Source organism: Pectobacterium sp. A5351 (assembly GCF_028335745.1).
Classification (GTDB): domain Bacteria; phylum Pseudomonadota; class Gammaproteobacteria; order Enterobacterales; family Enterobacteriaceae; genus Pectobacterium.
Map to the genome: position 1 here is coordinate 1,450,089 of NZ_CP116477.1, position 22,767 is coordinate 1,472,855.

The 22,767-nt window shown below is 51.3% G+C and carries 19 protein-coding genes, 1 tRNA gene and 2 pseudogenes; 12 read left to right on the forward strand and 10 right to left on the reverse strand.

The window, feature by feature from the left end; all coding sequences use genetic code 11:
- Positions 1-2 precede the first annotated feature (2 nt).
- From O1Q74_RS06855 to O1Q74_RS06865, 3 genes are all read left to right on the forward strand, one after another.
- Positions 3-578, forward strand: a complete 576-nt coding sequence (locus O1Q74_RS06855) for a recombinase family protein (protein WP_271877411.1) — start codon at positions 3-5, stop codon at positions 576-578.
- A gap of 109 nt (positions 579-687) precedes the next feature.
- Entirely contained in the window at positions 688-1,656 is a 969-nt protein-coding gene (ybiB, locus tag O1Q74_RS06860) for a DNA-binding protein YbiB (protein WP_271877414.1), read from the forward strand.
- Between the two features lie 85 nt (positions 1,657-1,741).
- On the forward strand, positions 1,742-3,610 hold the full coding sequence (locus tag O1Q74_RS06865; protein WP_271877417.1) for a M3 family metallopeptidase: 1,869 nt from the start codon (positions 1,742-1,744) through the stop codon (positions 3,608-3,610).
- A 51-nt stretch (positions 3,611-3,661) separates the two neighbouring features.
- Here the strand turns inward: O1Q74_RS06865 and glnQ are convergent, their stop codons facing one another.
- From glnQ to dps, 4 genes are all read right to left on the reverse strand, one after another.
- Positions 3,662-4,384, reverse strand: a complete 723-nt coding sequence (gene glnQ / locus O1Q74_RS06870; RefSeq protein ID WP_039351001.1) for a glutamine ABC transporter ATP-binding protein GlnQ — start codon at positions 4,382-4,384, stop codon at positions 3,662-3,664.
- Positions 4,381-5,040: a glutamine ABC transporter permease GlnP gene (gene glnP / locus O1Q74_RS06875; protein ID WP_015839847.1), complete on the reverse strand. Its 660-nt coding sequence runs from the start codon at positions 5,038-5,040 to the stop codon at positions 4,381-4,383. Before glnP ends, glnQ begins: the two co-directional genes overlap by 4 nt.
- Positions 5,041-5,066: 26 nt before the next feature.
- A complete protein-coding gene (glnH, locus tag O1Q74_RS06880) occupies positions 5,067-5,813 on the reverse strand; it encodes a glutamine ABC transporter substrate-binding protein GlnH (RefSeq protein ID WP_010294862.1) in 747 nt (248 codons plus the stop codon).
- Positions 5,814-6,227: 414 nt separating this feature from the next.
- A complete protein-coding gene (gene dps, locus O1Q74_RS06885; protein ID WP_015839848.1) occupies positions 6,228-6,731 on the reverse strand; it encodes a DNA starvation/stationary phase protection protein Dps in 504 nt (167 codons plus the stop codon).
- A gap of 346 nt (positions 6,732-7,077) precedes the next feature.
- Between dps and O1Q74_RS06890 the strand changes: the two genes are divergently transcribed.
- The gene (locus O1Q74_RS06890; RefSeq protein ID WP_271877429.1) at positions 7,078-7,629 is read left to right on the forward strand and encodes an adenylate kinase; all 552 of its coding nucleotides are present in this window, start codon (positions 7,078-7,080) and stop codon (positions 7,627-7,629) included.
- Here the strand turns inward: O1Q74_RS06890 and rhtA are convergent.
- The gene (rhtA, locus tag O1Q74_RS06895; RefSeq protein ID WP_271877432.1) at positions 7,617-8,504 is read right to left on the reverse strand and encodes a threonine/homoserine exporter RhtA; all 888 of its coding nucleotides are present in this window, start codon (positions 8,502-8,504) and stop codon (positions 7,617-7,619) included. The genes O1Q74_RS06890 and rhtA overlap by 13 nt on opposite strands.
- A 376-nt stretch (positions 8,505-8,880) precedes the next feature.
- Here rhtA and ompX point away from each other — a divergent pair, with 376 nt between their 5' ends.
- Both ompX and O1Q74_RS06905 read left to right on the forward strand, forming a co-directional pair.
- Positions 8,881-9,396 (forward strand): outer membrane protein OmpX, encoded by a 516-nt coding sequence (ompX, locus tag O1Q74_RS06900; RefSeq protein ID WP_271877435.1) that lies wholly within the window; start codon positions 8,881-8,883, stop codon positions 9,394-9,396.
- A gap of 341 nt (positions 9,397-9,737) precedes the next feature.
- Positions 9,738-10,907: an MFS transporter gene (locus O1Q74_RS06905; protein ID WP_271877437.1), complete on the forward strand. Its 1,170-nt coding sequence runs from the start codon at positions 9,738-9,740 to the stop codon at positions 10,905-10,907.
- 41 nt (positions 10,908-10,948) lie between these two features.
- Here the strand turns inward: O1Q74_RS06905 and O1Q74_RS06910 are convergent, their stop codons facing one another.
- Positions 10,949-12,352, reverse strand: a complete 1,404-nt coding sequence (locus O1Q74_RS06910; protein ID WP_271877439.1) for an EmmdR/YeeO family multidrug/toxin efflux MATE transporter — start codon at positions 12,350-12,352, stop codon at positions 10,949-10,951.
- 508 nt (positions 12,353-12,860) lie between these two features.
- Here O1Q74_RS06910 and O1Q74_RS06915 point away from each other — a divergent pair.
- A pseudogene (locus tag O1Q74_RS06915) lies at positions 12,861-12,992 on the forward strand (IS110 family transposase); the annotation flags it as partial.
- A 23-nt stretch (positions 12,993-13,015) separates the two neighbouring features.
- A pseudogene (locus O1Q74_RS06920) lies at positions 13,016-13,563 on the forward strand (IS3 family transposase); the annotation flags it as partial.
- Positions 13,564-13,827: 264 nt separating this feature from the next.
- Here the strand turns inward: O1Q74_RS06920 and O1Q74_RS06925 are convergent.
- The 3 genes from O1Q74_RS06925 to O1Q74_RS06935 form a co-directional block, all read right to left on the reverse strand.
- A tRNA-Ser gene (locus tag O1Q74_RS06925) sits at positions 13,828-13,917 on the reverse strand.
- A 219-nt stretch (positions 13,918-14,136) separates the two neighbouring features.
- The gene (locus O1Q74_RS06930; RefSeq protein WP_271877441.1) at positions 14,137-14,775 is read right to left on the reverse strand and encodes an RpiB/LacA/LacB family sugar-phosphate isomerase; all 639 of its coding nucleotides are present in this window, start codon (positions 14,773-14,775) and stop codon (positions 14,137-14,139) included.
- A gap of 217 nt (positions 14,776-14,992) precedes the next feature.
- The gene (locus O1Q74_RS06935; protein ID WP_271877444.1) at positions 14,993-17,026 is read right to left on the reverse strand and encodes a choline transporter; all 2,034 of its coding nucleotides are present in this window, start codon (positions 17,024-17,026) and stop codon (positions 14,993-14,995) included.
- 351 nt (positions 17,027-17,377) lie between these two features.
- Here O1Q74_RS06935 and betI point away from each other — a divergent pair, with 351 nt between their 5' ends.
- The 4 genes from betI (at position 17,378) to O1Q74_RS06955 (ending at position 22,005) form a co-directional block, all read left to right on the forward strand.
- The gene (gene betI, locus O1Q74_RS06940) at positions 17,378-17,965 is read left to right on the forward strand and encodes a transcriptional regulator BetI (protein ID WP_271877447.1); all 588 of its coding nucleotides are present in this window, start codon (positions 17,378-17,380) and stop codon (positions 17,963-17,965) included.
- A 68-nt stretch (positions 17,966-18,033) separates the two neighbouring features.
- Positions 18,034-19,506 (forward strand): betaine-aldehyde dehydrogenase, encoded by a 1,473-nt coding sequence (gene betB / locus O1Q74_RS06945; protein WP_271877451.1) that lies wholly within the window; start codon positions 18,034-18,036, stop codon positions 19,504-19,506.
- 19 nt (positions 19,507-19,525) lie between these two features.
- Positions 19,526-21,205 (forward strand): choline dehydrogenase, encoded by a 1,680-nt coding sequence (gene betA / locus O1Q74_RS06950; protein ID WP_271877454.1) that lies wholly within the window; start codon positions 19,526-19,528, stop codon positions 21,203-21,205.
- Positions 21,206-21,351: 146 nt separating this feature from the next.
- Complete coding sequence (locus O1Q74_RS06955; RefSeq protein ID WP_271877457.1) at positions 21,352-22,005, forward strand: tellurite resistance TerB family protein; 654 nt, start codon at positions 21,352-21,354, stop codon at positions 22,003-22,005.
- Positions 22,006-22,212: 207 nt separating this feature from the next.
- Here O1Q74_RS06955 and fabA read toward each other — a convergent pair whose 3' ends face one another.
- Positions 22,213-22,731: a bifunctional 3-hydroxydecanoyl-ACP dehydratase/trans-2-decenoyl-ACP isomerase gene (fabA, locus tag O1Q74_RS06960; protein ID WP_039353100.1), complete on the reverse strand. Its 519-nt coding sequence runs from the start codon at positions 22,729-22,731 to the stop codon at positions 22,213-22,215.
- Positions 22,732-22,767 lie beyond the last annotated feature (36 nt).

Genomic DNA, 22,767 nt, shown 5'->3' on the forward strand with positions numbered 1-22,767 from the left:
GAATGCTGATTGGCTATGCGCGCGTGTCTACTACCGATCAAAATACGGAATTACAGAAAAAAGCGCTGATTCGCGCAGAATGTGAGCTGATTTTTGAGGATACCGCCAGTGGGAAGAATGCACAGCGGCTAGGGTTAAAAAAGGCGATCAGGCGGTTGCGGCGTGGCGATACGCTGATGGTATGGAAGCTAGACAGACTTGGGCGCAGCGTGCGTGATTTGATTGAGTTGGTATCTGCATTGCAGGCCAAAGGCATCCATTTTCGCAGCCTGACAGATAGTATTGATACTTCTACCCCCGCGGGTCGTTTCTTCTTTCATGTGATGAGTGCATTGGCGGATATGGAACGGGAACTGATTATCGAACGCACGCGGGCTGGCCTCGATGCCGCTCGGTTACAGGGGCGCATCGGCGGGCGTAAACGGCTTATGACGCAAGATGTGCTTTTCCAAGCCGAATCAATGTTGGCGACAGGGGCTACGCATCTTCAGGTAGCAAATATTGTCGGTGTGTCAGAAAAAACCATCTATAAATACTTTCCCGCCCGGAGTCAGGGCGACGTTCCTGCTGCTGGCTAACACGCGGCGTGATAGTAATTTCCTTTGCACCAGAATCACCAGAACCTCACCAAACATGTTATTTTCATTGATAAGTTCTTTACTGTGTCGCCGAAAATAAGAGGCCAGCATGGATTACACCAAAATTATCAAAGAAGTGGGGCGCGGGAAAAATCATGCGCGTGATATCGATCAAGCCACGGCTTATGAACTGTATAGCGCGATGCTGCGCGGTGACGTGCCGGATCTGGAACTCGGTGGGCTGCTGATTGCATTTCGCATCAAAGGCGAATCCGAATCTGAGATGTTGGGTTTTTATCAGGCGATGAACGAACATGTATTACGCCTGACGCCTCCCGTGGGCTTCCCCATGCCCATTGTGCTTCCCAGCTATAATGGGGCGCGCAAGCAAGCGAACCTGACCCCACTGTTAGCGCTGCTGCTGGCAAAACTGGGCTTTCCGGTATTGGTACATGGTGTGAGCGAGGATCCGACTCGCGTCACCAGCGCGGAGATTTTGCGTAACCTCGGCGTGACGATTGCAGAGAATGCTGAACAGGCTCAACAGGAGCTTGATAACGGTAGTCCAGTATTTATCCCCGTCTCGACACTATGCCCGGCCATCGAGCGCCAGTTACAACTGCGCTGGCGGATGGGGGTGCGTAATAGTAGCCACACGCTGGCTAAGGTGGCGACGCCGTTTGGTGAAAGCGACGCGCTACGCGTCGCCAGCGTTTCTCACCCTGAATATGTTTCCCGCGTGGGAACGTTTTTTAATGACATCAACGGGCGTGCGCTTCTGATGCACGGCACGGAGGGCGAGGTTTACGCTAACCCGCAACGTTGCCCGGAAATTCATTTCATCCATCAGCAAAATACCAAAGTGCTGCAACTTCGGCAGGATATCAGCGTCGCACCTGACGGGCTGCCGATTGCGAAGGATGCCGCCACCACCGCGCGCTGGACGGTACAGTGCCTGACGGGTGAAATTGCCATACCGCAGGCGATCCGTCTGCAACTGGCGTGTTGTTTAGTTGCTGCCGGTGAAGCGGCGACAATGGAACAGGCTGTCGCCACGATTAAAAAACGCCTTGGCTGATCGGTTTGCCAGAGCGGATATGGACGCGTTTATCGCGCCACTTCACGCAGCCAGACGGCTGTCATTGGAAGAGAGAAGGAATAGCATGCAACAGGTAGCGGACTATTTTAACGCTTTGAATCGCGACTATCTTGCGGTTCATCAGGTGAAAGAAGAACTGTTTTGGCAGCTGTATATGGGGACGGGCAACGATGAGGTGTCCGAGCGTTTCTCCGCCGCAGAGAGTGCGTATAAGCGTTTTATTTCACAGCCGCAGCGTCTGGCTGAGCTAAGAGCCCATCTTGCGACACTGGAAAACAGCCCGTGTAATGAACAACAGCAGGCGCTGTTACACGGCTTGCAAGGCTGGTATCGGTTTTTCGATTGTAATGTGATTGAAGATCCACAGGCTCAGGTGCTGATGGATGAGATCATTGCCGCCGAAAGTGCGCTATACGCCAAGCGTAAATCCTATGAAATGACGCATCTGGATGCGAAGGGTGAACGGGTTTCCGCTTCGCTCGGGGAACTGCTGACCAATCAGGCGACCAATGATACCGAAGCCTATCGTCAGAGTTCTCAGCAGGCGTTGCGCGATCTGGAGCAGTGGCTGTTGCAGAACGGCTTCCCCGAGCTGATTTCACTACGTAACCGCTTTGCTCGTCAGATGGGCTACCGGAATTATTTTGACTACAAGGTTAATAAAACGGAGCGGATGACGCCGGAGCAGCTTTTTGCCATCCTCGATCCTTTCGAAGAACAGACCCGTGATGCGAATGCCCGCAGCCTGAAAAATCTGGCGAACGAAAAGGGCGACGATGCGTTGCAACCGTGGAATATTCGCTATGCCAGCGCGGGTGATGTAACGCGCCAGCTCGATCCTTATTTCCCTTTCTCGGCGTCGCTGGAACGTTGGATCAACAGTTTTAAACGTTTGCGCATTGGGTTTAACGGTGCAGAAATGCAGCTTGATTTGCTGGTGCGTAAAGGTAAATACGAGAATGGCTTTATGCACGGCCCGGTACCGCCGTTTGTCCAGGAAGGAAAATGGGTGCCGGCACGGATCAATTTCACCAGCCTGGCAAAGCCGGATCAAATTGGCAGCGGATCCAGCGGCATTAATACGCTGTTTCATGAAGGTGGACACGCGGCGCATTTCGCCAATATCCGGCAGAATGCGCCCTGTTTTTCACAGGAATTCCCGCCTACCTCAATGGCGTATGCGGAAACACAGTCCATGTTCTGCGACAGCCTGCTGGGTGATGCCGACTGGTTAAAACGCTATGCAAAGAATGCGCAGGGAGAGACGATTCCTGATGCGTTGATTCGTGCGGATATCAGCACGCAGCAGCCAATGCGCGCTTTCAATGAGCGACACATCCTGCTGGTGCCGTACTTTGAGTGGCAACTCTATTCATGGGACGACGAGGCGCGTACGCCGGAAGCCATGACAAAACTGGCGCGCGATACCGAGCAGCGCATTTTGGGTATTAGCGGTAGCCCGCGCCCGACGCTGGCGATCCCTCATCTGCTGTCAATGGAATCGGCGTGCTCTTATCAGGGTTATCTGCTGGCGTTGATGGCGGTGGAGCAGACGCGCAGCTATTTCCTGCAACGCGACGGTTATCTGACGGATAACCCCGCTATCGGGCCTGATTTAGCGCAGCACTATTGGCTGCCGGGTAATAGCGTCAGCCATGACGATACGCTACGTAGCCTGACCGGTGAGGGTTTCAACCCCGCTTATCTGGCGCAGGCCTGCAATCTGACGGTCGATGAAGCCTGGCAACAGGCGCAGGGCACGATGGCGCAGTCCGCTGCGCGTCCTCAGCCTGCCGCGGATTTCGATCTGTCAGCTCACATTCGCGTGGTCGATGGTAGCCGCGTGCTGGCGGATAATGCGCAAGGTGATGAGAAGATGTGTCAGGATTTTGCGGCGTTTATTGAGCGGGAATATCCACGCTCAGAGGCATAATGTTCGCTAACATAGCGAGTAAGAAAAAGGGGGCGAAAGCCCCCTTGTTGATCAAGATACGTGTTGCAAGAATTCGCGCAGGCGGTCGCTGGGCGGATTCGTAATCAGCGTTTCTGGGTCGCCATCTTCTGCGATGCGACCTTTATCAATAAAGATCAGACGCGAAGCCACTTTATGGGCAAAGCCCACTTCGTGGGTGACGATAACCATCGTCATGCCTTCTTCGGCCAAATCTTTCATGACGGTCAGCACTTCGTGACGCAGTTCTGGGTCGAGGGCTGACGTCGGCTCATCAAACAGCATCAGCTTCGGTTTAACTGCTAACGCGCGGGCGATGGCGACACGCTGCTGTTGACCGCCTGAAAGCTCGGAAGGGTAGTGATGCGCGCGTTCTGACAGACCCACTTTCGCCAGCAATTCCAGCGCCAGTTTCTCGGCATCGGCTTTATTCGCGCCGCGTACCCGAATAGGGCCGAATGCGACGTTTTCCAACGCGGTAAGATGCGGGAACAGATAAAACTGCTGGAATACCATCCCGGCTTCCTGACGGATCAAACGCTCGTCAACGCGAGGATCGTTCACTTTAAGGCCGTCAACAATCAATTCGCCGCTGGTAATTTCTTCCAGCTTATTGATGCAGCGCAGAAGGGTAGATTTGCCCGAACCGGAAGGCCCGATAATGACCACCACTTCACCCTGGCCGATAGTGAGATCGATATTGTGTAAGACCTGTGTCTTGCCAAAGTGTTTGGATACGTTTTTAAATTCAATCATATAATCTTAAGTCTTCTTTCCAGACGACGCAGAATAAAGCTGAGGATCAGCGTGATGCACAGGTAAATAATGGCAACCGCAGTCCAGATTTCCAGCGCACGGAAGTTACCCGCGATGATTTCTTGCCCGGAACGTGTCAATTCAGCCACGCCGATAACAATAAATAGCGAGGTATCTTTGATGCTGATAATCCACTGGTTACCCAGCGGCGGCAGCATGCGGCGCAGAGCAAGCGGAGCAATCACATGGCGTAGCGTCGCGCGACGAGACAGCCCAAGCGCCAGACCCGCTTCGCGAAAGCCGTTGTGAATTGACAACACCGAACCACGCGTAATTTCTGCGATGTAAGCACCGGAGTTAATCATGATGGTCACCACGGCGGCGGCAAAAGGGTCAATCCGCACGGACGTGAAAATCATCGGCAGGGCGAAGTAAATAAACATCACCTGCACAACAATCGGGGTACCGCGAATAATTTCAATAAAAACGAGCGAAATGCGGCTGGAAAACCAGCCGCCGTAGGCGCGGGCAAAACCCGCGACCACGCCAATCACCAGGCCGCCAAGCAGACCCAGAACAGAAATCAACAACGTCATTTTTGCCCCTTCCATCAGGAGGGGCAGAGAAGGCCAAATGGCACTCCAGTCAAACTGCATGGAATATCTCCAGATTAAATCGGCAATTACTTAGGTTCTACGCCAAACCACTTCTTGTAGATCTCAGCATAAGTGCCGTTTTCACGCAGTGTTTTCAGGGCGCCATTCACTTTTTCACGCAGTTCGTTGCTGCCTTTTGGGAACGCGATGCCGTATTGCTGGGCTTTAATGGAATCACCTACCGCTTTGAACTGGCCGTTGCCCGCGGTTTTGATGAAGTAGAGAATATTTGGTGTGTCGTGCAGCACGGCGTCAGCACGGTTGGTGCCCAGTTCCATATAGGCGTTGTCGATGTTCGGGAACTGGCGCAGATCTTTGGTTTTGATATTGGCTTTCGCGTAATCAACAGAACCGGTACCGCTCTTCACCGCCAGCACTTTACCCGCTAAATCCTGCTCGCCTTTGATGTCGTTGTTGTCTGCTTTGACCATCACCAGCAGGCCGCTGTTGTAGTAGCCGTCAGAGAAATCGATTGCTTTTTTGCGCTCTTCAGTAATGGTAATACCTGCCAACGCCAGATCGATGTTACGCGTTTGCAGTGCAGGAATAATGCCGCCGAAGTCCATTGGCTTCAGGGTGTACTTCAGGTTGAGCTGTTTAGCGATGGCATCCCAGAGGTCGATGTCAAAACCGACATATTTGTCGCCTTGTTTGAACTCAAAAGGGACGAAAGCGGTGTCTGTGGCGACAATCAGTTCTTTCTCAGCAGCATAGCTAGATACGCTCATCATCAGTGTCAGTGCAGCCAAAGAGGCCTTAAGTAGTGATTTCATTAAATCCTTCCTATTAGCAGTTGTGGGAGCTTTTTGTTTTACAGGCGTTTTACGCTTTGTTTTACAGGTGTTCTAAGCATAGTACATCGCACAAAAATGAAGCCTGAGCCCGTTACCCTGCGTTGTGCTTAACCTGTTGCTTTTATTTATTGCCCTGCCAGCGGTGAAACTTTCACCTCCGATTCGCTCAGGCAAGGCGCTGCTATGATTAACTGATTTATACGAGGGAAACAACCGTTGATTGGTGTTATGTCCAATTAATGCAGGCAAAAGCTAATTTTTTGAGCGTCTTAACGGATAAAATGCGTGGTTTGTGCAGGTTGTACTAGGAAAGGGGGCGGCTTGAGCGGGAGAAATAGCAGTAAAAAGGCTGCCTAAGCAGCCTTGAAAGCGTTCGTCAGATGATAACGCCGATTATTCAATGTTTGATTCAATGAACCACAGGAATTGATCCAGATCGCGCGATGCAGCGGTCAGGATATCCGCAGAGGCCTCATCTTCCGTTTTACCAATTGCTTTGCGTACGTTGTTGGCGACAATCGCATAACGTTCTGCCAGCGCCTTCAAGTGATCCTGAACGCTATGGATGTTGGTTGGATAGCTTTTCAGCGAGGTTTGTTTACCCACAATTTGCACGGTACCCAGCGCCACACCGCCTATCTGCACCACGCGCTCGGCGATGGTGTCCTGATGGTCAATAATCGAGGTGCGGAAGCCATCCAGCATTTCATGAACGGCGATAAAATTTGCACCGCGCATGTTCCAGTGCGCCTGTTTGGTAATCAACGACAGGTCGATGAAATCAACAACAAGTTGGTTTAACAGTGCGATCGTCGAGGTTTTAACGCTATCATCCAAATCATTGCGAGTATAAAGCAGTGCGGACGGTGCTGATTTCACGAGTTTGGCGGTAGACATAATAGTTATCCTCTCTTTAATTATTCATAGTCTTACTGTTCAATGTGATTAATTATAGCAGTGATAAAAATTAATATTGAAAAGAATTGCCTATCAAATGAATAGCTCTAGCATAACGATGTTTTGGGTATTTGTAGGCAGGATTTATCTGATATCGATAATGCGGTAACCCGTAATGTAAGTGCAATGTTTTAATTACGTTTGAAACATCATTTCATATATTGATAAATATCATTATCACTTAGGTGAAAATAGTTATTATTCGTCCGCTATTCTGATTGAAATAGAATGACCGCGTTGTTTTCTCCTTAAAACATATGATGCGCAGTAAAGGGAGTCGTGCAGAATGAGAGTAAATATTATTGGCACCAGTGGAAGTGGCAAATCGACGCTTGCTCGCCGCTTGTCTGGAAAACTGGCTATTCCGTACATTGAAATGGATGCATTGTTTTGGCTTAAGGACTGGCAGGGGCGGGGGGATGCTGATTTTTTTCAACGACTTGAAAGGGCGCTGGAGCCTGAAAGCTGGGTGCTGGATGGTAACTATAATCGAACGCGTGAGATCAAATGGCGCAATGTTGATGTTGTGATTTGGGTCGATTACTGTTTTACCCGCACGCTTTTTCAGGCGATACGGCGTGCCTATGTACGGGCATGGCGCAAAGAAGAGCTCTGGAGAGGTACGGGGAATAAAGAATCTTTTCTCCGCAGTTTCTTTAGCCGGGATTCCATTATCCTGTGGACAATAAAAACCTATTCAAAAAACCGGAAACGGTATTTAGCGGATTTAGCCGACCCGCGCTATCGTCATATTTGTTTTATTACTCTGCGTTCTCCTCGGGAATGTGACACTTTTCTGCAACATTTTCCCGAGGATATACGTATTCATTCTGTTTGAGTTGTCACTTTGGCCGCGCCCGCGGGTTTTATTGTCAACGTTGCACCTATTGATGCGATGATAATAAAGATCAGCGCCATCCACTGTATGAACGAGAGATGTTCATTGAGGAAGAGAATCCCGGATAGGGCGGCAATCGCGGGTTCCATACTCATCAGGGTGCTGAACGTTCTGGCGGGCAGGCGAGTCAATGCCACCATTTCCAGAGAATAAGGGAGTGCGGTGGACAGAATTGCAACGGCAATACCGAGCGGAAGTATTGATAGCGAAAATAGCGTGCTCTCCGCGTAATACGCACCAATAGGGCAGAAAATCAGCGCGGCAATGCAGGAACCGATTGCGACGGTGACAGGCCCATGATTCGCGCCCGCTTTTTGCCCAAACAGAATATAGAACGCCCAGCAAGCACCGGCACCCATGGCGCAAGCTGCCCCCGCCAAATCAACATTGCCGATATTGTGGCTCAGTGGTAATAAGAACCACAGCCCGGCAACGGCAAGAAAAACCCACAGAAAATCAATAGGTCTGCGTGAGGCTAGCATCGCAACGGCAAGCGGGCCGGTGAATTCCAGTGCGACAGCAATGCCGAGTGGTACCGTCTGCAATGAGAGATAGAAAAGGAAGTTCATCCCGCCCAGTGTGATGCCATAAACCAGCAACGGCAGGCGGTTACTGCTAAAGTGCATACGCCACGGCTTGAAGATGATGCACAGAATGATCGTACCTATTCCCAGGCGCAACGCGGTTACGCCAGTAGCGCCAATGAGTGGAAACAGACTCTTGGCCAGTGCCGCGCCGCTTTGGATAGAAAGCATGGAGATAATGATGAGGAATACGGGTACAAATGATGACGAGCGGTGGAGAAATAAGGTCATTCTTTTGGCCTTAAAACAGGTATAACATTCCGTTGCTATTATATCCAATTGTAAACAATTTGTCTGGTATGAATTGACTTTTATTGACCTTTATTTACGCATCATTTAATTGCTTTATTTTTGCTCAATTCAGTTAGCATACAAACTGAGCGGGAAATTAGGAATTATCTGTTTTACAGCCTTGCAGTGAATTTATTTTTAATCTAACTGTCACAATAAAAAAGCTAATATAATTAGTGTTATAGCTTGTTTTTGACAATATTTGTTACATCTAAAGGCTAATTGATAAATATTTATAGGGCGGCAAGCCTCGAACTTCTTTGTTATATTTACAGCGTTAGTTAGTCTTTCATAAAATGAATTTGAGGCTGTAAATATGAAAAAAATCGCGTGTCTTTCCGCTCTGGCTTGTGTATTAGCCGTTGGCGCAGGTTCTGCATTTGCTGGTCAAAGCACTGTAACTGCAGGTTATGCTCAAGGTGATGCTCAGGGCGTACAAAATAAAGTTAAAGGCTTTAACCTGAAATATCGTTATGAGCAAGATAATAACCCACTGGGCGTTATTAGCTCTTTCACCTACCTGGAAAAAAATGGTAGCGATGGCAGTGACTACAGCAAAGGCCAATACATGGGCTTCACTGCTGGTCCAGCTTATCGTTTGAATGACTGGGCAAGCCTGTACGGTGTTGTTGGTTTCAGCCACGGTAAAGTCACCAATAACGCGACCAACGGCCTAGACAACAGCAGCAATGACGACTACGGCTTCACCTACGGTGCTGGTGTTCAGTTCAACCCAATCCAAGACGTTGCTCTGGATGTCGGTTACGAACAAAGCCGTATCCGCAGTGTTGATGTAGGTGCTTGGGCTGTTGGCGTAGGTTACCGCTTCTAATTTAATCCTGTAGGGGTTATTTACCCTCAGCATTGGTTGTTAGATGTGTCGGAAGAATCCGCTCTTTTCAGGGCGGATTTTTTATGGCGAACTTCCTGCCCGCTACCCTGCGGGACGTCGCAAGCGACGCTTTTCTATGACTGTTTGTCAAACCTGCGACGAATTTCGCCAGTCTTTTAGCCAGTCACTTTCCCGTCGGTCGCTATTCGGTGTTCTTGCCACGGTTGAGCAAAAGCATGTGTATCGGTCTGTCATCACATTTTACCTTGACGTTAAGATTCTTTATGTGAAGATATTGACCATTAGGCAGCAGTGATTTGCTCAAGTTATTGAGGTTATACATGGTAGTGACATCAACGGCCCGCACGCGGGCTTTTCTTTTCTTCACGATTATCCTGTTGGGATTGAATTTACGCCCCGTACTGGCGGGGATTGGCCCGCTGCTGAATCAGATTCAGGCCGCAACGGGTCTGGATGACAGCATGGCGGGCATGTTAACCACGCTCCCCGTATTCGCTATGGGATGGTGTGCGTTATATGGCGGTCAGTTGCAGGCACGTCTTGGGGAATATCGTGGAATCACATTGGGCATTGTGGTGATTGCCTTGGCATGTGGTGCCCGCTGGTGGCTGAATAGCGGTATTGCTCTGCTGGTGAGTGCCGCACTTGCTGGGATCGGGATTGCTTTAATTCAGGCGCTGGTGCCGTCGTTTATCAAACTCCATTTTGGCCGTCATAGCAGTCTCCTGATGGGCTTTTATACCACAGCGATTATGACCGGCGCGGCGTTTGCGGCTTCATCGGTTTCTCCGCTGGCCAATGCGTGGGGCTGGCAACGTGCGCTGGCCTGTTGGGGGATCGTGGCGTTGGTTGCCACAGTAGCCTGGCGCTGTGTGCCTAAAGCGTATACTGTGAAACAAGAGGCTGCGGTCGTTCTGGCAACGCGCAGAAGCGGGATGGACTGGCTGCTGATGGTGTTCTTCGGTATTGGTACGGGCGCGTATACGCTGGTGCTGGCATGGCTGCCACCGTATTACATTCAACTGGGGCTGGATGCGACGCAAAGCGGCTTGATGTTAGGGGGATTAACGCTGACGGAGGTGATTTCCGGCTTGCTGGTGTCCACGTTTATCAACCGTTTTCCCGATCGGCGCAGGCTACTTATCCCTATCCTGATTGTGATGTTGGCAGGAATGATTGGGCTGATCGTCGCGCCACTGACGTTCACGTATCCCATTATTATCATGCTGGGGATTGGCATTGGCGCATTGTTCCCGCTGTCGCTGATTGTGGCGTTGGATCAGGTGACGGAGTCACATAAGACCGGTTCACTGATGGGCTTTGTGCAGGGCGGCGGCTACACCCTTGCCAGCCTGATGCCTTTGCTGGCTGGTTTTATACGCCAGCATACGGCGGGGCTGGAGCAGGCCTGGATGATTATGACCGTTGGTGTGGTCGTGTTGATTCTGATGGCGACCCGTTTTGCTCCGGTGAAAAGCCCGAATCGCTAAGCCATTTGTGGTGTTATAAGCGAGCGGAAACCCGCTCGCTATCATTGGTCTGCCGGTGGACGATAGCGCCATAGCCAGCGCCCGCTCATCAGACGGCGGTAATAAAAGAAGCCGCGTACAATCCAGTCAAAGAACATCCCCATCCACACGCCAATCACGCCAAAACCGAGCATCACGCCGAGGATATACCCCGCGATGACCCGACATCCCCACATACCTGCCATTGCCACCCACATGGTGTAACTGGCGTCTTTCGCGCCTTTCAGACCGGCAGGGAGCACCCAGGACGCCGCCCAGATTGGCATAAATAGCGCGTTGAGCCACAGGAGATGTTTTGCCACTTCGATCACTTCCGGCTCATTGGTGTAAAACGACGCTAAAAAGCTGGCGCTGGGCACCGACAGTACGGCAAGCACGCACAGCCCAATATTGGACAGCCAGAAGATGTGCTTCAACTGGCGAGTGGATTGCATGATCTGGCCTTTCCCCAGCCGTGTGCCAATAATAATCGTGGCGGCGGCGCCGAGCGAATTGCCGGGAAGGTTGATCAGCGTTGAGATGGAGAAAGCGATAAAGTTTCCGGCAATGACTTCGGTTCCCATACCTGCCACAAAACGCTGGGTGATCAGCTTGCCGATGTTAAACATCACCGATTCTATGCTGGCGGGAATACCGATACTGAGCACTTCATAGAGAATCGTCAGGGTAAAAGGTGCAAAGTAAGACTTGAAGGGAATACGCAACGCGCCGTTAAAACCGTGCATCAGCGTCAAAATCACGAAGACCGCACCGATATAGCGTGAAATGGTGATCCCGATGCCAGCACCAATAAAGCCGAGACCATCCCAGGAAAAGGCACCGTAAATCAGAAGGCTACTGATGGCAATATTGAGGATATTCATCCCAATGTTGATGACCATGGGCAATTTGGTATTGCCCGCACCCCGCAACGCACCACAGCCTACCAGCGCGATGGCGACGGCAGGATACCCCCACACCGTCCAGCGTAGGAACGTGAGAGCGAGAGCTTTAACCTGTTCGTCGGCCTGTCCTGCGATCAGATCGATAATCGCTGAACCGGCGAATTCAACCAGTGCGACTAACAGAAATGATGACAGAACCAGTAATGACATCGACTGGCGGGCGGCAGATCGCGCCTGCTTTCTATTGCGCTGCCCCAGGCTGAACGCGACAACCACGGCAGTTCCCAACGCGACGGCGGTAAAGAAGGCGATGATGACCATATTGAAGCTGTCAGCCAGGCCGACGGCCGCCATGGCTTCTTTCCCCAGCCAACTGACTAAGAAGGTGCTGAAAACCCCCATCAACACGACGCAAAGGCCTTCAATAAAGATAGGGAAGGCGAGCGGTGAGATTTCTCTCCAGAAGAGAACTCGGTTGGAGTAACGCTTTTTATACCAGTCAGTATCTTTTAGTTTTTTCATGAAACGATCTTGGCGGTATCTCAAGTTTCCCTGTCGGTACGGTAAAGAGAGCCACAAGGTGGCTCGCAAATAGCATTGTTTTTGCACAGTATCGTGCTATCCATTTTGTGCAATTGTGACAGCATGGCTGTTTTTTAAAATAGCGTTCCTATTTACAGAGTATCAGTCGCCAAATCGATGTCCAGCCTGGATTGCTGTCCCCGCATGGAAAGTTGTTGCATGTCTCTATTACTTAGATTCATCTTGATTAGATTTTTCTAAATTAATGGTGGAACGCATATACCCAGCATTATCACCTTCTTTGCCGACTGAAGATGGCTGCATTATGACGGGTTTAAGCGGCTCAAAAGAGGATCACGATCATGCCAATGCCACTTGCTACCCCACCCGTTCAGATCCGCACATTGTTAGGTGAAGGGGCGATGGTAGTGATGTGATGGACGTCCCTCCCTGAGTACAGGCCCTGCCACACTTATGCTCAGTGTTCTTCTTTCAGAGATACTGCATCATGAACGCGATAACAGTCATCGGTATCGATTTGGCTACATCTGTCTTTCAGGTCTGTGTCTGGATGAATGACGGAAGCATTGCATTTAACTGTAAAGTTTCCCGCGCTAAATTGCTGGATAGCATGCGTCAGTTAATGGTAGAGCAGCGCACATACTCTGCTGCGTTTTCGGGGTTCATCGCAGCAGCTATAAATACTGGAAATGCCGTCCTGATGAGTCGGACAGAAGACGTACCGAGTTGCGCAGTCAGGTTCAGGAACTGCACAGCATCAGTCATGGCTCAGCCGGCGCAAGGAGTATCGCCACCATGGCAACGCTCAGGGGTTTCTGGATGGGGTGCTGGCTTGCCGGCAGGATCATGAAGGAACTGGGTCTTGTAAGCTGCCAGCAACCGAAACACCGATATATACACGCTGGTCATGAGCATGTCGCCATACTGAATCACCTTGAGCGCTAGAAATGGCCTGGGAAATGTGCGGTAAACCAGCAGGTGTGATGTTCCACCGCGATCAGGGCAGTCACTATACAAGCAGGCCGTTCCGGCAGTTACCGTGGCGTTATCGAATCAAACAGAGTATGAGTCGACGCGGAAACGGTTGAGATAACAGTCCGATGGAGCGCTTCTTCAGAAGCCTGAAAAACGAGTGGGTACCCGTGACAGGTTACATGACGTTCAGTGATGCCGCTCTTTTTCAAACTGACACTGATTGATGCTGCAACAGGAACGCTAACGGCAACGTGCCAGATTAATGGTGCCGGTTTGCAGCCTGCACAGTTAGGGGGGGAATGGCGGTTAAGCCAGTGCGCCTTTATAACAGTGGCGGACTCATCTCTCTAAAATACAAAACGCCCGATGCTGCGCATCAGGCGTTTCAATACTCAAACTTATTAAGTTATATCAGAACCAGTCAACTTTATGCAGTAGAAAATCAAAAAATAACATTTAATTCATTGATCTTTCAAATATGGCGGTGAGGAAGGGATTCGAACCCTTGATACGTTTTCACGTATACACACTTTCCAGGCGTGCTCCTTCAGCCTCTCGGACACCTCACCGGGGGTTACCTACAAGGGGCAACGGGGCGCTACTATAGGGAGTCGCTTAGCTCCGGTCAAGCAGTATTTAGCGCGAACGGTGCGTCTGGCTAAGCATTGAACGGTAACGGATAGTCCGCGTAATAGTGTCGTTAAGATGTAGGCAAAATGGGTGGGTAATGGGCATAAAAAAACCACAGACCGCGATGGCCTGTGGTTTGTTTGTCAGCGAGCGGACGATTACGCCAGCAGCGTTTTAATGTAGCTGGTCAGTGCTTCGTCTTTGCTGTTAGCGAAGAAGTATTCCTGGAATTTAGGACCTGCAACGGCGCCTTTAACCAGATCCTGATCGAGACCTTTCAGAATGGTGATCAGGTCGTTGTAGGTCACTTCTTTTACGGCATCCAGGATTTTCTTGTTACGTTGTTGAGGAACAACGCGATCGCTCGGATAGCCTCTGCCGCCTTCTTCTTTGAACAACTGAGTAAACAGGTTTTCCAGGTTCAGCTCAGCGCCCCAGCCAAAGCCTTTAGCGTAAGGAACGGATACGGCGTTACCGTTGTTGATCTGAGAGAACAGGTAAGCATCAGATGGGTCAACAACCAGACCACAGATTACGCCTGGGAAAGAGTTACAAGCCAGCATCGCGCCCTGGCCAGTACCGCAGCCGGTCACAACGAAATCAGCCGCGCCTGAGTTCAGCAGGATTGCAGCCAGAATACCGTTCTGGATGTAGGTCAGCTGTGCGGCATCTTCAACGGCGTATTGACCGTAGTTGTGTACAGTGTGGCCCAACGGTGCAACCGCTTTGGTCAGAGACTCGGCGATGATGGCGTTTTTAGCAGCCTGGCTGTTCTCGTTAATCAGTGCAATTTTCATGTTCGTTCCTTTTCTGTGACGGACAAATACATTTTTTAAAACTGTATTTCAAATTGATGGGAGCAGTATACCGTTTCAAAAGTAAAGCGCAAATCGTCGAAGCAAAGAATGCGGCACAGCCCATAGATTCAGGAAAAACACGATGAACGGAAAAGCGATAATAAAGGCATAACATATTGAAAAATGGCGCTGTATTTCAGCGCCATAGCGTAGGGGATTATGCGTCAGGGAAGGTCAGCGTATTGCCCGGTGCCTCTCGATTAAGATGAAGAAAATTCAGGTGTCGCTCGTACTGATCCAAAATATCGTTAATCACCTGCTCTTTACTGTAGTCCATCAGGTCATTCCCCTGACTTCCTTCCAACAGGAAAGTCTCAAGGCGGTAATAATCTGATTTCCCCGAGCGGGCGCGGTAGGTAAACGCAGGGACGCTATAGCGCTGTGGCCAGATTTGGTAAAGGAAATTCTGCTCATCACCCAAATTCACCAGCAGTTCGAGATGGTTTAGGCGCTCATCTTCGACAGGTGGCAATTCGCTGACTTCAACGCTGGCACCACGCAGGCGCAGTTCACGTGCGACATCCTCCATCGCAGCTTTACAGACGTTATCCAGCATTTTCTGTGTATGCGTTGTGCCAGGGAAATTCATGACGCGTGAGATACGTTGTTTCCAGTTCAAACGATCGTCGCCTGAAATTGGCATCGGTGCCGAGGTTTGCAAGGAGCTGGCTTTACGGTAATCCTCGACCCGCAGTGATTTATATAACCCCGCCATAATAAAGAACATCACAAAGCTAAACGGCAATCCCATGATGACGGTCGTGTTCTGTAATGCTGACACACCGTTTGTCATCAACATACCCAGCGTCAACAGGCCAATCGCGACTGACCAGAAAATCCGCAGCCAGTTTGGTGCATCGTTGTTGATGTCACCAAGGCGAGAGGTGAAATTGCCCAGTACCAGCGAACCGGAATCGGCAGAGGTGACATAAAACAGTAAGCCGGTAATGGTCGCGACAGAGGCGCTCAGGCTGAAGCCGGGGTACTGCGCCAGCAGGCTGTAGAATCCTCGCTCCGGGTGCTGCATGACTTCATTGGCAAAGTCCAGATTACCGTGGATGACCTGATAAAGCGCGCTGTTGCCGAAAATGGAGAGCCACAGCAGGGTAAAGACAAACGGAATGATCAGCGTGCCGACAACGAACTGCCGAATCGTTCTGCCGCGTGAGATACGTGCCAGAAATAGCCCGACAAACGGTGCCCATGCTACCCACCATGCCCAGAAGAACAGCGTCCAGCTATTCATCCACTCGGTTGGGCGATCGAACGCAAAGCTATTGAGCGTCATGCCCGTAAAGCGGTTGATGTAGTCTCCGACGTTCAGCACCAGCGCATTTAGCAGAAACTCGGTATCGCCCCAGAAGAGCAGAAAGAGAATCAAACCCAGCGCGAGCAGGACGTTAAGCTCGGAGAGGAAGCGAATACCGCGATTGACCCCGGACGTCACGGAAACGGTCGCCATGATCACGGAAAGCAGGATGAGCGAGGCCTGGACGGTGAGATTCTCTGGGATCTGGAACAGGACTTTCAGCCCATAGTTCAACTGAACGACGCCGATGCCCAGTGTGGTGGCGATACCGAAGATGGTTCCAAGTACGGCGGCGATATCAACACTGTGTCCAATCGGGCCATTGATGCGTTTACCAAAAATGGGATACAGGGCAGAGCGAATCGTCAGCGGCAAATTATACCGGTAGCTGAAGTAGCCAAGCGCAATGCCCATCAACGCGTACATTGACCAACCGGTTAATCCGTAGTGAAACAGCGTCCAGACCATGGCCTGTCGCGCCGCTTCCATCGTCTGACCTTGTCCTTCCGGCGGCATCATATATTGCGTAATGGGTTCCGCAACGGAAAAGAACATTAAATCGATGCCGATCCCCGCCGCAAACAGCATCGCTGCCCAGCTCATCAAGCTAAATTCAGGTTTCGACTGCTCCGGCCCGAGCTTGATTGAACCAAAGCGAGATGAGGCGATGAAGATGACGAAAACGATGTAGAGCGTGGCGGCGAGCAGATAGTACCAACCAAAGGTAGCAGAAACCCAGTTAAGCGCATGGGTAATCCAGGCATTTGCTTCTTTGTTAAACAACATGGTCATCAGCGAGAAGGTCAGGATGAGTCCCGCTGATGTGTAGAACACGACAGGATTCAGGCGATCCTGTTGGGTGGTCGTTTCTGATGTTGGCATGGTTATCCCTTGCGTTACGTGAACAGATACTCTGATTCCTCTCTCCACGAAGCGTGCTTAGCGCATACCAAGAATGGGGCGCAGGACATCCGCTGAGTACGCTTTCCGTTGAAGATGGTCATCAGAACAAAAAAGAAATTATTCTTTTTAAGTTAGAGTTATCGTCTGAACTCAAACTGCTTTTCGTGATAACTGATACAGATTTTTAACCTTTCAGCAATAAAAGATATTCATTTTTTATTGAACGTTCAATCAAAAAAAAGTTTAATGGGATAAATCGGATCATGAATCATCGTCTTTTACCGTGATTCATCACTCAAAATGAAGGGAAGAAAATGAAGGGGAAGTGCAGTGCCTAAAGTCGGAATGCAGCCCATCAGACGGCAGCAACTCATCGAAGCGACGCTGGCCGCGATCAATGATGTGGGGATGCATGATGCCTCGATCGTACAGATTGCCCGACGTGCTGGAGTGTCGAATGGCATCATCAGCCATTACTTCCGCGATAAAAATGGCTTACTGGAAGCGACGATGCGCTACCTGATTAGTCATCTGGGGCTGGCGGTGAAATCAAGGCTATTGAGCCTGACAGAAAACATGCCTCGTGCACGTTTGCGGGCAATTGTTCAGGGAAATTTCGATGATAGCCAGACGAATAGCGCAGCGATGAAAACCTGGCTGGCGTTCTGGGCCAGTAGCCTGCATTCCCCGATGCTCCATCGGCTACAGCAAGTGAACGATCGGCGGCTTTACTCCAACCTGTGTGTCGAATTCAGCCGCTGTTTGCCGAAGGAGAACGCGCGTATTGCGGCAAAAGGGTTGGCGGGTCTGATCGATGGGCTGTGGCTGCGCGGTGCGCTAAGTCATGACGCCTTCAACCGCGAAGAAGCGTTGAGCATTGCCTACGACTATATCGAGCAGCAGCTCACTCTCGCGTAATCCTTCCCTATCATTTTGCCTTTTCTGCCTGGAATGCATATCCGGGCAGCCACCAGACAGGAGAATTTATGTCTTGCTACGGTTTACAACAGCTCTATATCAACGGCTCATATGTTGATAGTACGGGTGACGAGACGTTTGATGCGGTAAACCCCGCGAATGGCGACATCATCGCCCAGCTCCAGTCGGCCACTGCCGCTGACGTTGATCGGGCGGTCAGCGCCGCCGCCGCAGGGCAGAAGATATGGGCGGCGATGACGGCGATGGAGCGCTCGCGTATTTTACGCCGTGCCGTGGATATCCTGCGTGAGCGTAACGATGAACTCGCGTTACTTGAAACGCACGACACCGGCAAGCCGCTCTCAGAAACGCGCACCGTCGATATCGTGACCGGTGCGGATGTTCTGGAATATTACGCGGGGTTGGTTCCCATGCTCGAAGGGCAGCAGATTCCCCTGCGTGAAACCTCGTTCGTCTATACCCGCCGGGAACCGCTGGGGGTGGTCGCTGGCATCGGTGCCTGGAACTACCCCATTCAGATCGCATTGTGGAAATCGGCCCCTGCGCTGGCGGCTGGCAACGCGATGATCTTCAAGCCCAGTGAAGTCACGTCGCTTACCGCGCTGAAGCTGGCAGAAATCTATACCGAAGCTGGCTTACCTGCGGGCGTATTCAACGTGCTGACGGGAACAGGGCAATCCGTTGGTCAGGCGCTGACTATGCATCCGGGGATTGCCAAAGTCTCTTTCACCGGAGGGATCGCCAGCGGGAAAACGGTAATGGCCAATGCCGCAGGCTCGACGCTGAAAGCGGTTACGATGGAACTGGGGGGCAAATCACCGCTGATCATTTTTGCTGATGCCGATCTGGATAAGGCGGCAGATATCGCCATGATGGCGAACTTTTTCAGCTCAGGACAGGTGTGCACCAACGGTACACGTGTCTTCATTCCACAGGCATTGCAGGCGCAGTTTGAGGAAAAAATTCTGGCGCGCGTTCAGCGCATCCGTATCGGTGACCCGACGGACGAACAGGTGAATTTTGGTCCACTGGTTAGCTTCCCGCACAGAGAATCCGTACTGCGTTACATCGAAAGTGGAAAACGCGAAGGCGCTCGCGTGCTGGTGGGCGGCGAACTGATGACTGACGAGAAATATGCACAAGGCGCATACGTTGCCCCTACGGTGTTCACGGATTGCCGGGACGAGATGAAGATTGTGCGGGAAGAAATTTTTGGCCCGGTCATGAGCATTCTGACGTATCAGAATGAGGATGAAGTCATCCGTCGCGCCAATGATAGCGAGTATGGGCTGGCGGCTGGCATAGTGACCAGCGATTTGAATCGGGCACATCGGGTTATCCATCAGCTTGAAGCAGGGATTTGCTGGGTCAATACCTGGGGCGAATCCCCGGCTGAGATGCCTGTGGGGGGCTACAAACATTCGGGTGTCGGACGTGAAAACGGCATAACAACATTGGAACACTATACGCAAATTAAGTCTGTACAGGTTGAACTGGGTGAATTCCGCTCGGTATTTTAAACGAAGGGGAGAAAGCCTAATGGAATATGATTACATCATTATCGGCGCGGGTTCCGCTGGCAATGTGCTGGCAACGCGTTTAACAGAAGAAAGCGACGTCAGCGTGCTGCTGCTTGAAGCCGGTGGCCCGGACTATCGGTTGGATTTTCGCACGCAAATGCCTGCCGCATTAGCGTTCCCACTGCAAGGGAAGCGTTATAACTGGGCTTATGAGACTGACCCTGAGCCTCACATGAATAATCGCCGTATGGAATGTGGCCGTGGTAAAGGGCTGGGTGGCTCATCACTGATTAACGGCATGTGCTACATCCGTGGCAATGCGATGGATTTTGATAACTGGGCGACGATGCCCGGTCTGGAAGACTGGAGTTACCTTGACTGTCTGCCGTATTTCCGCAAAGCGGAAACGCGGGATGTGGGATCGAATGACTATCATGGCGCGACGGGCCCTGTGTCGGTGACCACGCCGAAGATGGGAAACAACGAACTGTTTCACGCTATGATTGACGCGGGTGTACAGGCGGGTTATCCACGTACGGACGATCTTAATGGCTATCAGCAGGAAGGGTTTGGGCCGATGGACAGGACCGTTACGCCGAAGGGGCGCCGCGCCAGTACCGCCCGAGGCTATCTGGATCAGGCGAAAGGTCGTAAAAATCTGACCATCGTGACGCATGCCTTAACCGACAGGATTCTCTTTGACGGAAAACGTGCCGTCGGTGTCGCTTACTTTAAAGGCGAAAATGCGCAGACGGCGAAGGCACGTCGCGAAGTGCTGCTATGTGCGGGAGCGATCGCCTCGCCGCAGATCCTGCAACGTTCCGGCGTGGGGCCGAAAGATCTGCTTCAGCGTCTCGATATTCCCGTCGTGCACGAGTTGCCAGGCGTCGGTGAAAATTTACAGGATCACCTGGAAATGTATTTGCAATACGCTTGCAAAGAGCCGGTATCGCTGTACCCCGCGCTGCAATGGTTTAATCAGCCGAAAATCGGGGCGGAATGGCTGTTCAACGGCACAGGCATTGGTGCCAGCAACCAGTTTGAAGCGGGGGGCTTTATTCGCAGCAGCGATGAGTTTGCCTGGCCGAACATTCAATACCATTTTCTCCCTGTTGCGATTAACTACAACGGCAGTAACGCGGTAAAAGAGCACGGGTTTCAGGCTCATGTCGGCTCCATGCGCTCACTGAGTCGGGGGCGTGTGCAGGTTCGATCCAAAGATGCCCGTGAGCACCCCAGCATCCTGTTCAACTATATGTCGACTGAGCAGGACTGGCAGGAGTTTCGCGATGCAATTCGCATTACACGTGAAATCATGGCACAGCCCGCGCTGGATAAATACCGTGGGCGAGAAATCAGTCCTGGGTTAGAGGTTCAGACCGATGAGGAACTGGACGAGTTTATCCGCACCCACGCCGAGACGGCATTCCATCCCTCTTGTTCCTGTAAGATGGGGGAGGACGAGATGGCGGTGGTTGATGGGCAAGGCCGGGTCCACGGTATGGAAGGGTTACGAGTCGTGGATGCCTCCATCATGCCGCAGATTATTACGGGGAATCTGAATGCGACAACCATCATGATTGCCGAGAAGATTGCCGACCGAATCCGCCGTCGGCAGCCGTTGCCGCGCAGCAAAGCGCGTTACTACGTGTCGGGAAACACGCCGGTCAGAAAAGCGCCGCTGAAACCCGCCTCATAACGCTCCCCGCATCGCCAGATGGGCTGCCCAAAAAGGGTGGTCCATACTTTTCATTGTTATACACAATCTGACAAACAAAGGCCTTCCGCACCATTACTATGGGTGATAACACCATCAGTGATGTCACTTTTCCTTGAGGAATGAAAATGAATAATTGGCTGCAACAGATTCAGGGCTTATTAAACTCCGGTAGTAAGCAGGGGAATCATCATCAAGGGGGCAAAAACGGCAATTTGGGCGACATGCTGAAGCCCGCTGCACTGGGCGGTTTGGCTGGCGTCTTGCTGTCGAATAAGTCCACGCGGAAGATCATTGGCTCATTGGGTAAAAATGCGTTGATCATTGGCGGCAGCGCCGCGGCGGGCGTGGTGTTGTGGAACCAGTACAAGAAACGCGTTCGCGACACGCATCAGGACGATCCGCAGTTTGGTAGCCAGTCCTCAGCCGACACTATTCGCGCCCGTCGTCTGATTCAGGCTCTGGTTTTTGCTGCTAAAAGTGACGGCCACATTGATGCTACAGAGAAACAGCGTATTGATGAGAACATTCAGCAACTGCAACTGGGCAGTGAGGCACACCGCTGGGTGCAGGAAGCGATAGAGCAACCGCTTGACCCGGTTCTGCTGGCTAAAGACGTGAAGAATGAGGAAGAGGCGCTTGAGATCTACTTCCTAAGCTGTGCGGTCATTGACGTCGATCATTTCATGGAGAAAAGCTATCTGGATGCGTTAGCGACCGAATTGAAGATACCGCAAGATGTACGGCAGTCGATCACCAATGAGCTGAAAAGCCCGTCATGATAGGGCGAGTGGTTTAAACCACGTCCAGTAAGTGATTCGGGTGACTGACAAATCTGCCAGAGGCAGATTTGAACGCTGCTTGCAGCGGCCCCAGCGGGGCGAGGTCCACGTAAGTGGACCGAGTAACGTAGCCAACGCACATGCAACTTGAAGTATGACGAGTATAACGCGGGCGAAAAATTTTTCGCCCGCAGTGCTATCTGACGCTTAGAAAGCGCTGGTGTCTTTGAATAGACCCACTTTCAGTTCGTCAGCGGTATAGATCTGCTGACCGTCAACCAGTACTTCGCCATCAGCAATACCCATCACCAAACGGCGATTGATCACACGTTTGAAGTGAATGCGATACGTCACTTTCTTCGCCGTCGGCAGCACTTGTCCGGTGAATTTGACTTCACCCACGCCGAGAGCACGGCCTTTACCTTCGCCACCTAACCAGCCCAGATAGAAACCAACGAGCTGCCACATGGCATCCAGACCGAGGCAACCAGGCATCACCGGATCACCGATGAAATGGCAACCGAAGAACCACAGGTCAGGCGTGATATCCAATTCGGCTTCCACATAGCCTTTGCCATATTTACCACCGTCTTCTGTCATCTTAACGACGCGGTCCATCATGAGCATGTTAGGGGCGGGTAACTGAGGGCCTTGCGGGCCAAACAGCTCACCACGACTGGAGGCAAGGAGGTCTTCTTTTGTATAGGATTCGCGTTTATCTACCATGGTCTCTGTAAGCCTTATTTTAATGAAGCACGCAGG

What these genes read in the sequence shown, in the direction of transcription:
- O1Q74_RS06855 (WP_271877411.1), top strand. Translation starts at nt 3, where the DNA reads ATGCTGATTGGCTATGCGCGCGTGTCTACTACCGATCAAAATACGGAA.
- O1Q74_RS06905 (WP_271877437.1), top strand. Translation starts at nt 9,738, where the DNA reads ATGGTAGTGACATCAACGGCCCGCACGCGGGCTTTTCTTTTCTTCACG.
- O1Q74_RS06890 (WP_271877429.1), top strand. Translation starts at nt 7,078, where the DNA reads ATGAGAGTAAATATTATTGGCACCAGTGGAAGTGGCAAATCGACGCTT.
- fabA (WP_039353100.1), bottom strand. Translation starts at nt 22,731, where the DNA reads ATGGTAGATAAACGCGAATCCTATACAAAAGAAGACCTCCTTGCCTCC.
- ybiB (WP_271877414.1), top strand. Translation starts at nt 688, where the DNA reads ATGGATTACACCAAAATTATCAAAGAAGTGGGGCGCGGGAAAAATCAT.
- O1Q74_RS06935 (WP_271877444.1), bottom strand. Translation starts at nt 17,026, where the DNA reads ATGCCAACATCAGAAACGACCACCCAACAGGATCGCCTGAATCCTGTC.
- O1Q74_RS06930 (WP_271877441.1), bottom strand. Translation starts at nt 14,775, where the DNA reads ATGAAAATTGCACTGATTAACGAGAACAGCCAGGCTGCTAAAAACGCC.
- dps (WP_015839848.1), bottom strand. Translation starts at nt 6,731, where the DNA reads ATGTCTACCGCCAAACTCGTGAAATCAGCACCGTCCGCACTGCTTTAT.
- O1Q74_RS06910 (WP_271877439.1), bottom strand. Translation starts at nt 12,352, where the DNA reads ATGAAAAAACTAAAAGATACTGACTGGTATAAAAAGCGTTACTCCAAC.
- rhtA (WP_271877432.1), bottom strand. Translation starts at nt 8,504, where the DNA reads ATGACCTTATTTCTCCACCGCTCGTCATCATTTGTACCCGTATTCCTC.
- betA (WP_271877454.1), top strand. Translation starts at nt 19,526, where the DNA reads ATGGAATATGATTACATCATTATCGGCGCGGGTTCCGCTGGCAATGTG.
- O1Q74_RS06865 (WP_271877417.1), top strand. Translation starts at nt 1,742, where the DNA reads ATGCAACAGGTAGCGGACTATTTTAACGCTTTGAATCGCGACTATCTT.
- ompX (WP_271877435.1), top strand. Translation starts at nt 8,881, where the DNA reads ATGAAAAAAATCGCGTGTCTTTCCGCTCTGGCTTGTGTATTAGCCGTT.
- O1Q74_RS06955 (WP_271877457.1), top strand. Translation starts at nt 21,352, where the DNA reads ATGAATAATTGGCTGCAACAGATTCAGGGCTTATTAAACTCCGGTAGT.
- betB (WP_271877451.1), top strand. Translation starts at nt 18,034, where the DNA reads ATGTCTTGCTACGGTTTACAACAGCTCTATATCAACGGCTCATATGTT.
- glnH (WP_010294862.1), bottom strand. Translation starts at nt 5,813, where the DNA reads ATGAAATCACTACTTAAGGCCTCTTTGGCTGCACTGACACTGATGATG.
- glnP (WP_015839847.1), bottom strand. Translation starts at nt 5,040, where the DNA reads ATGCAGTTTGACTGGAGTGCCATTTGGCCTTCTCTGCCCCTCCTGATG.
- glnQ (WP_039351001.1), bottom strand. Translation starts at nt 4,384, where the DNA reads ATGATTGAATTTAAAAACGTATCCAAACACTTTGGCAAGACACAGGTC.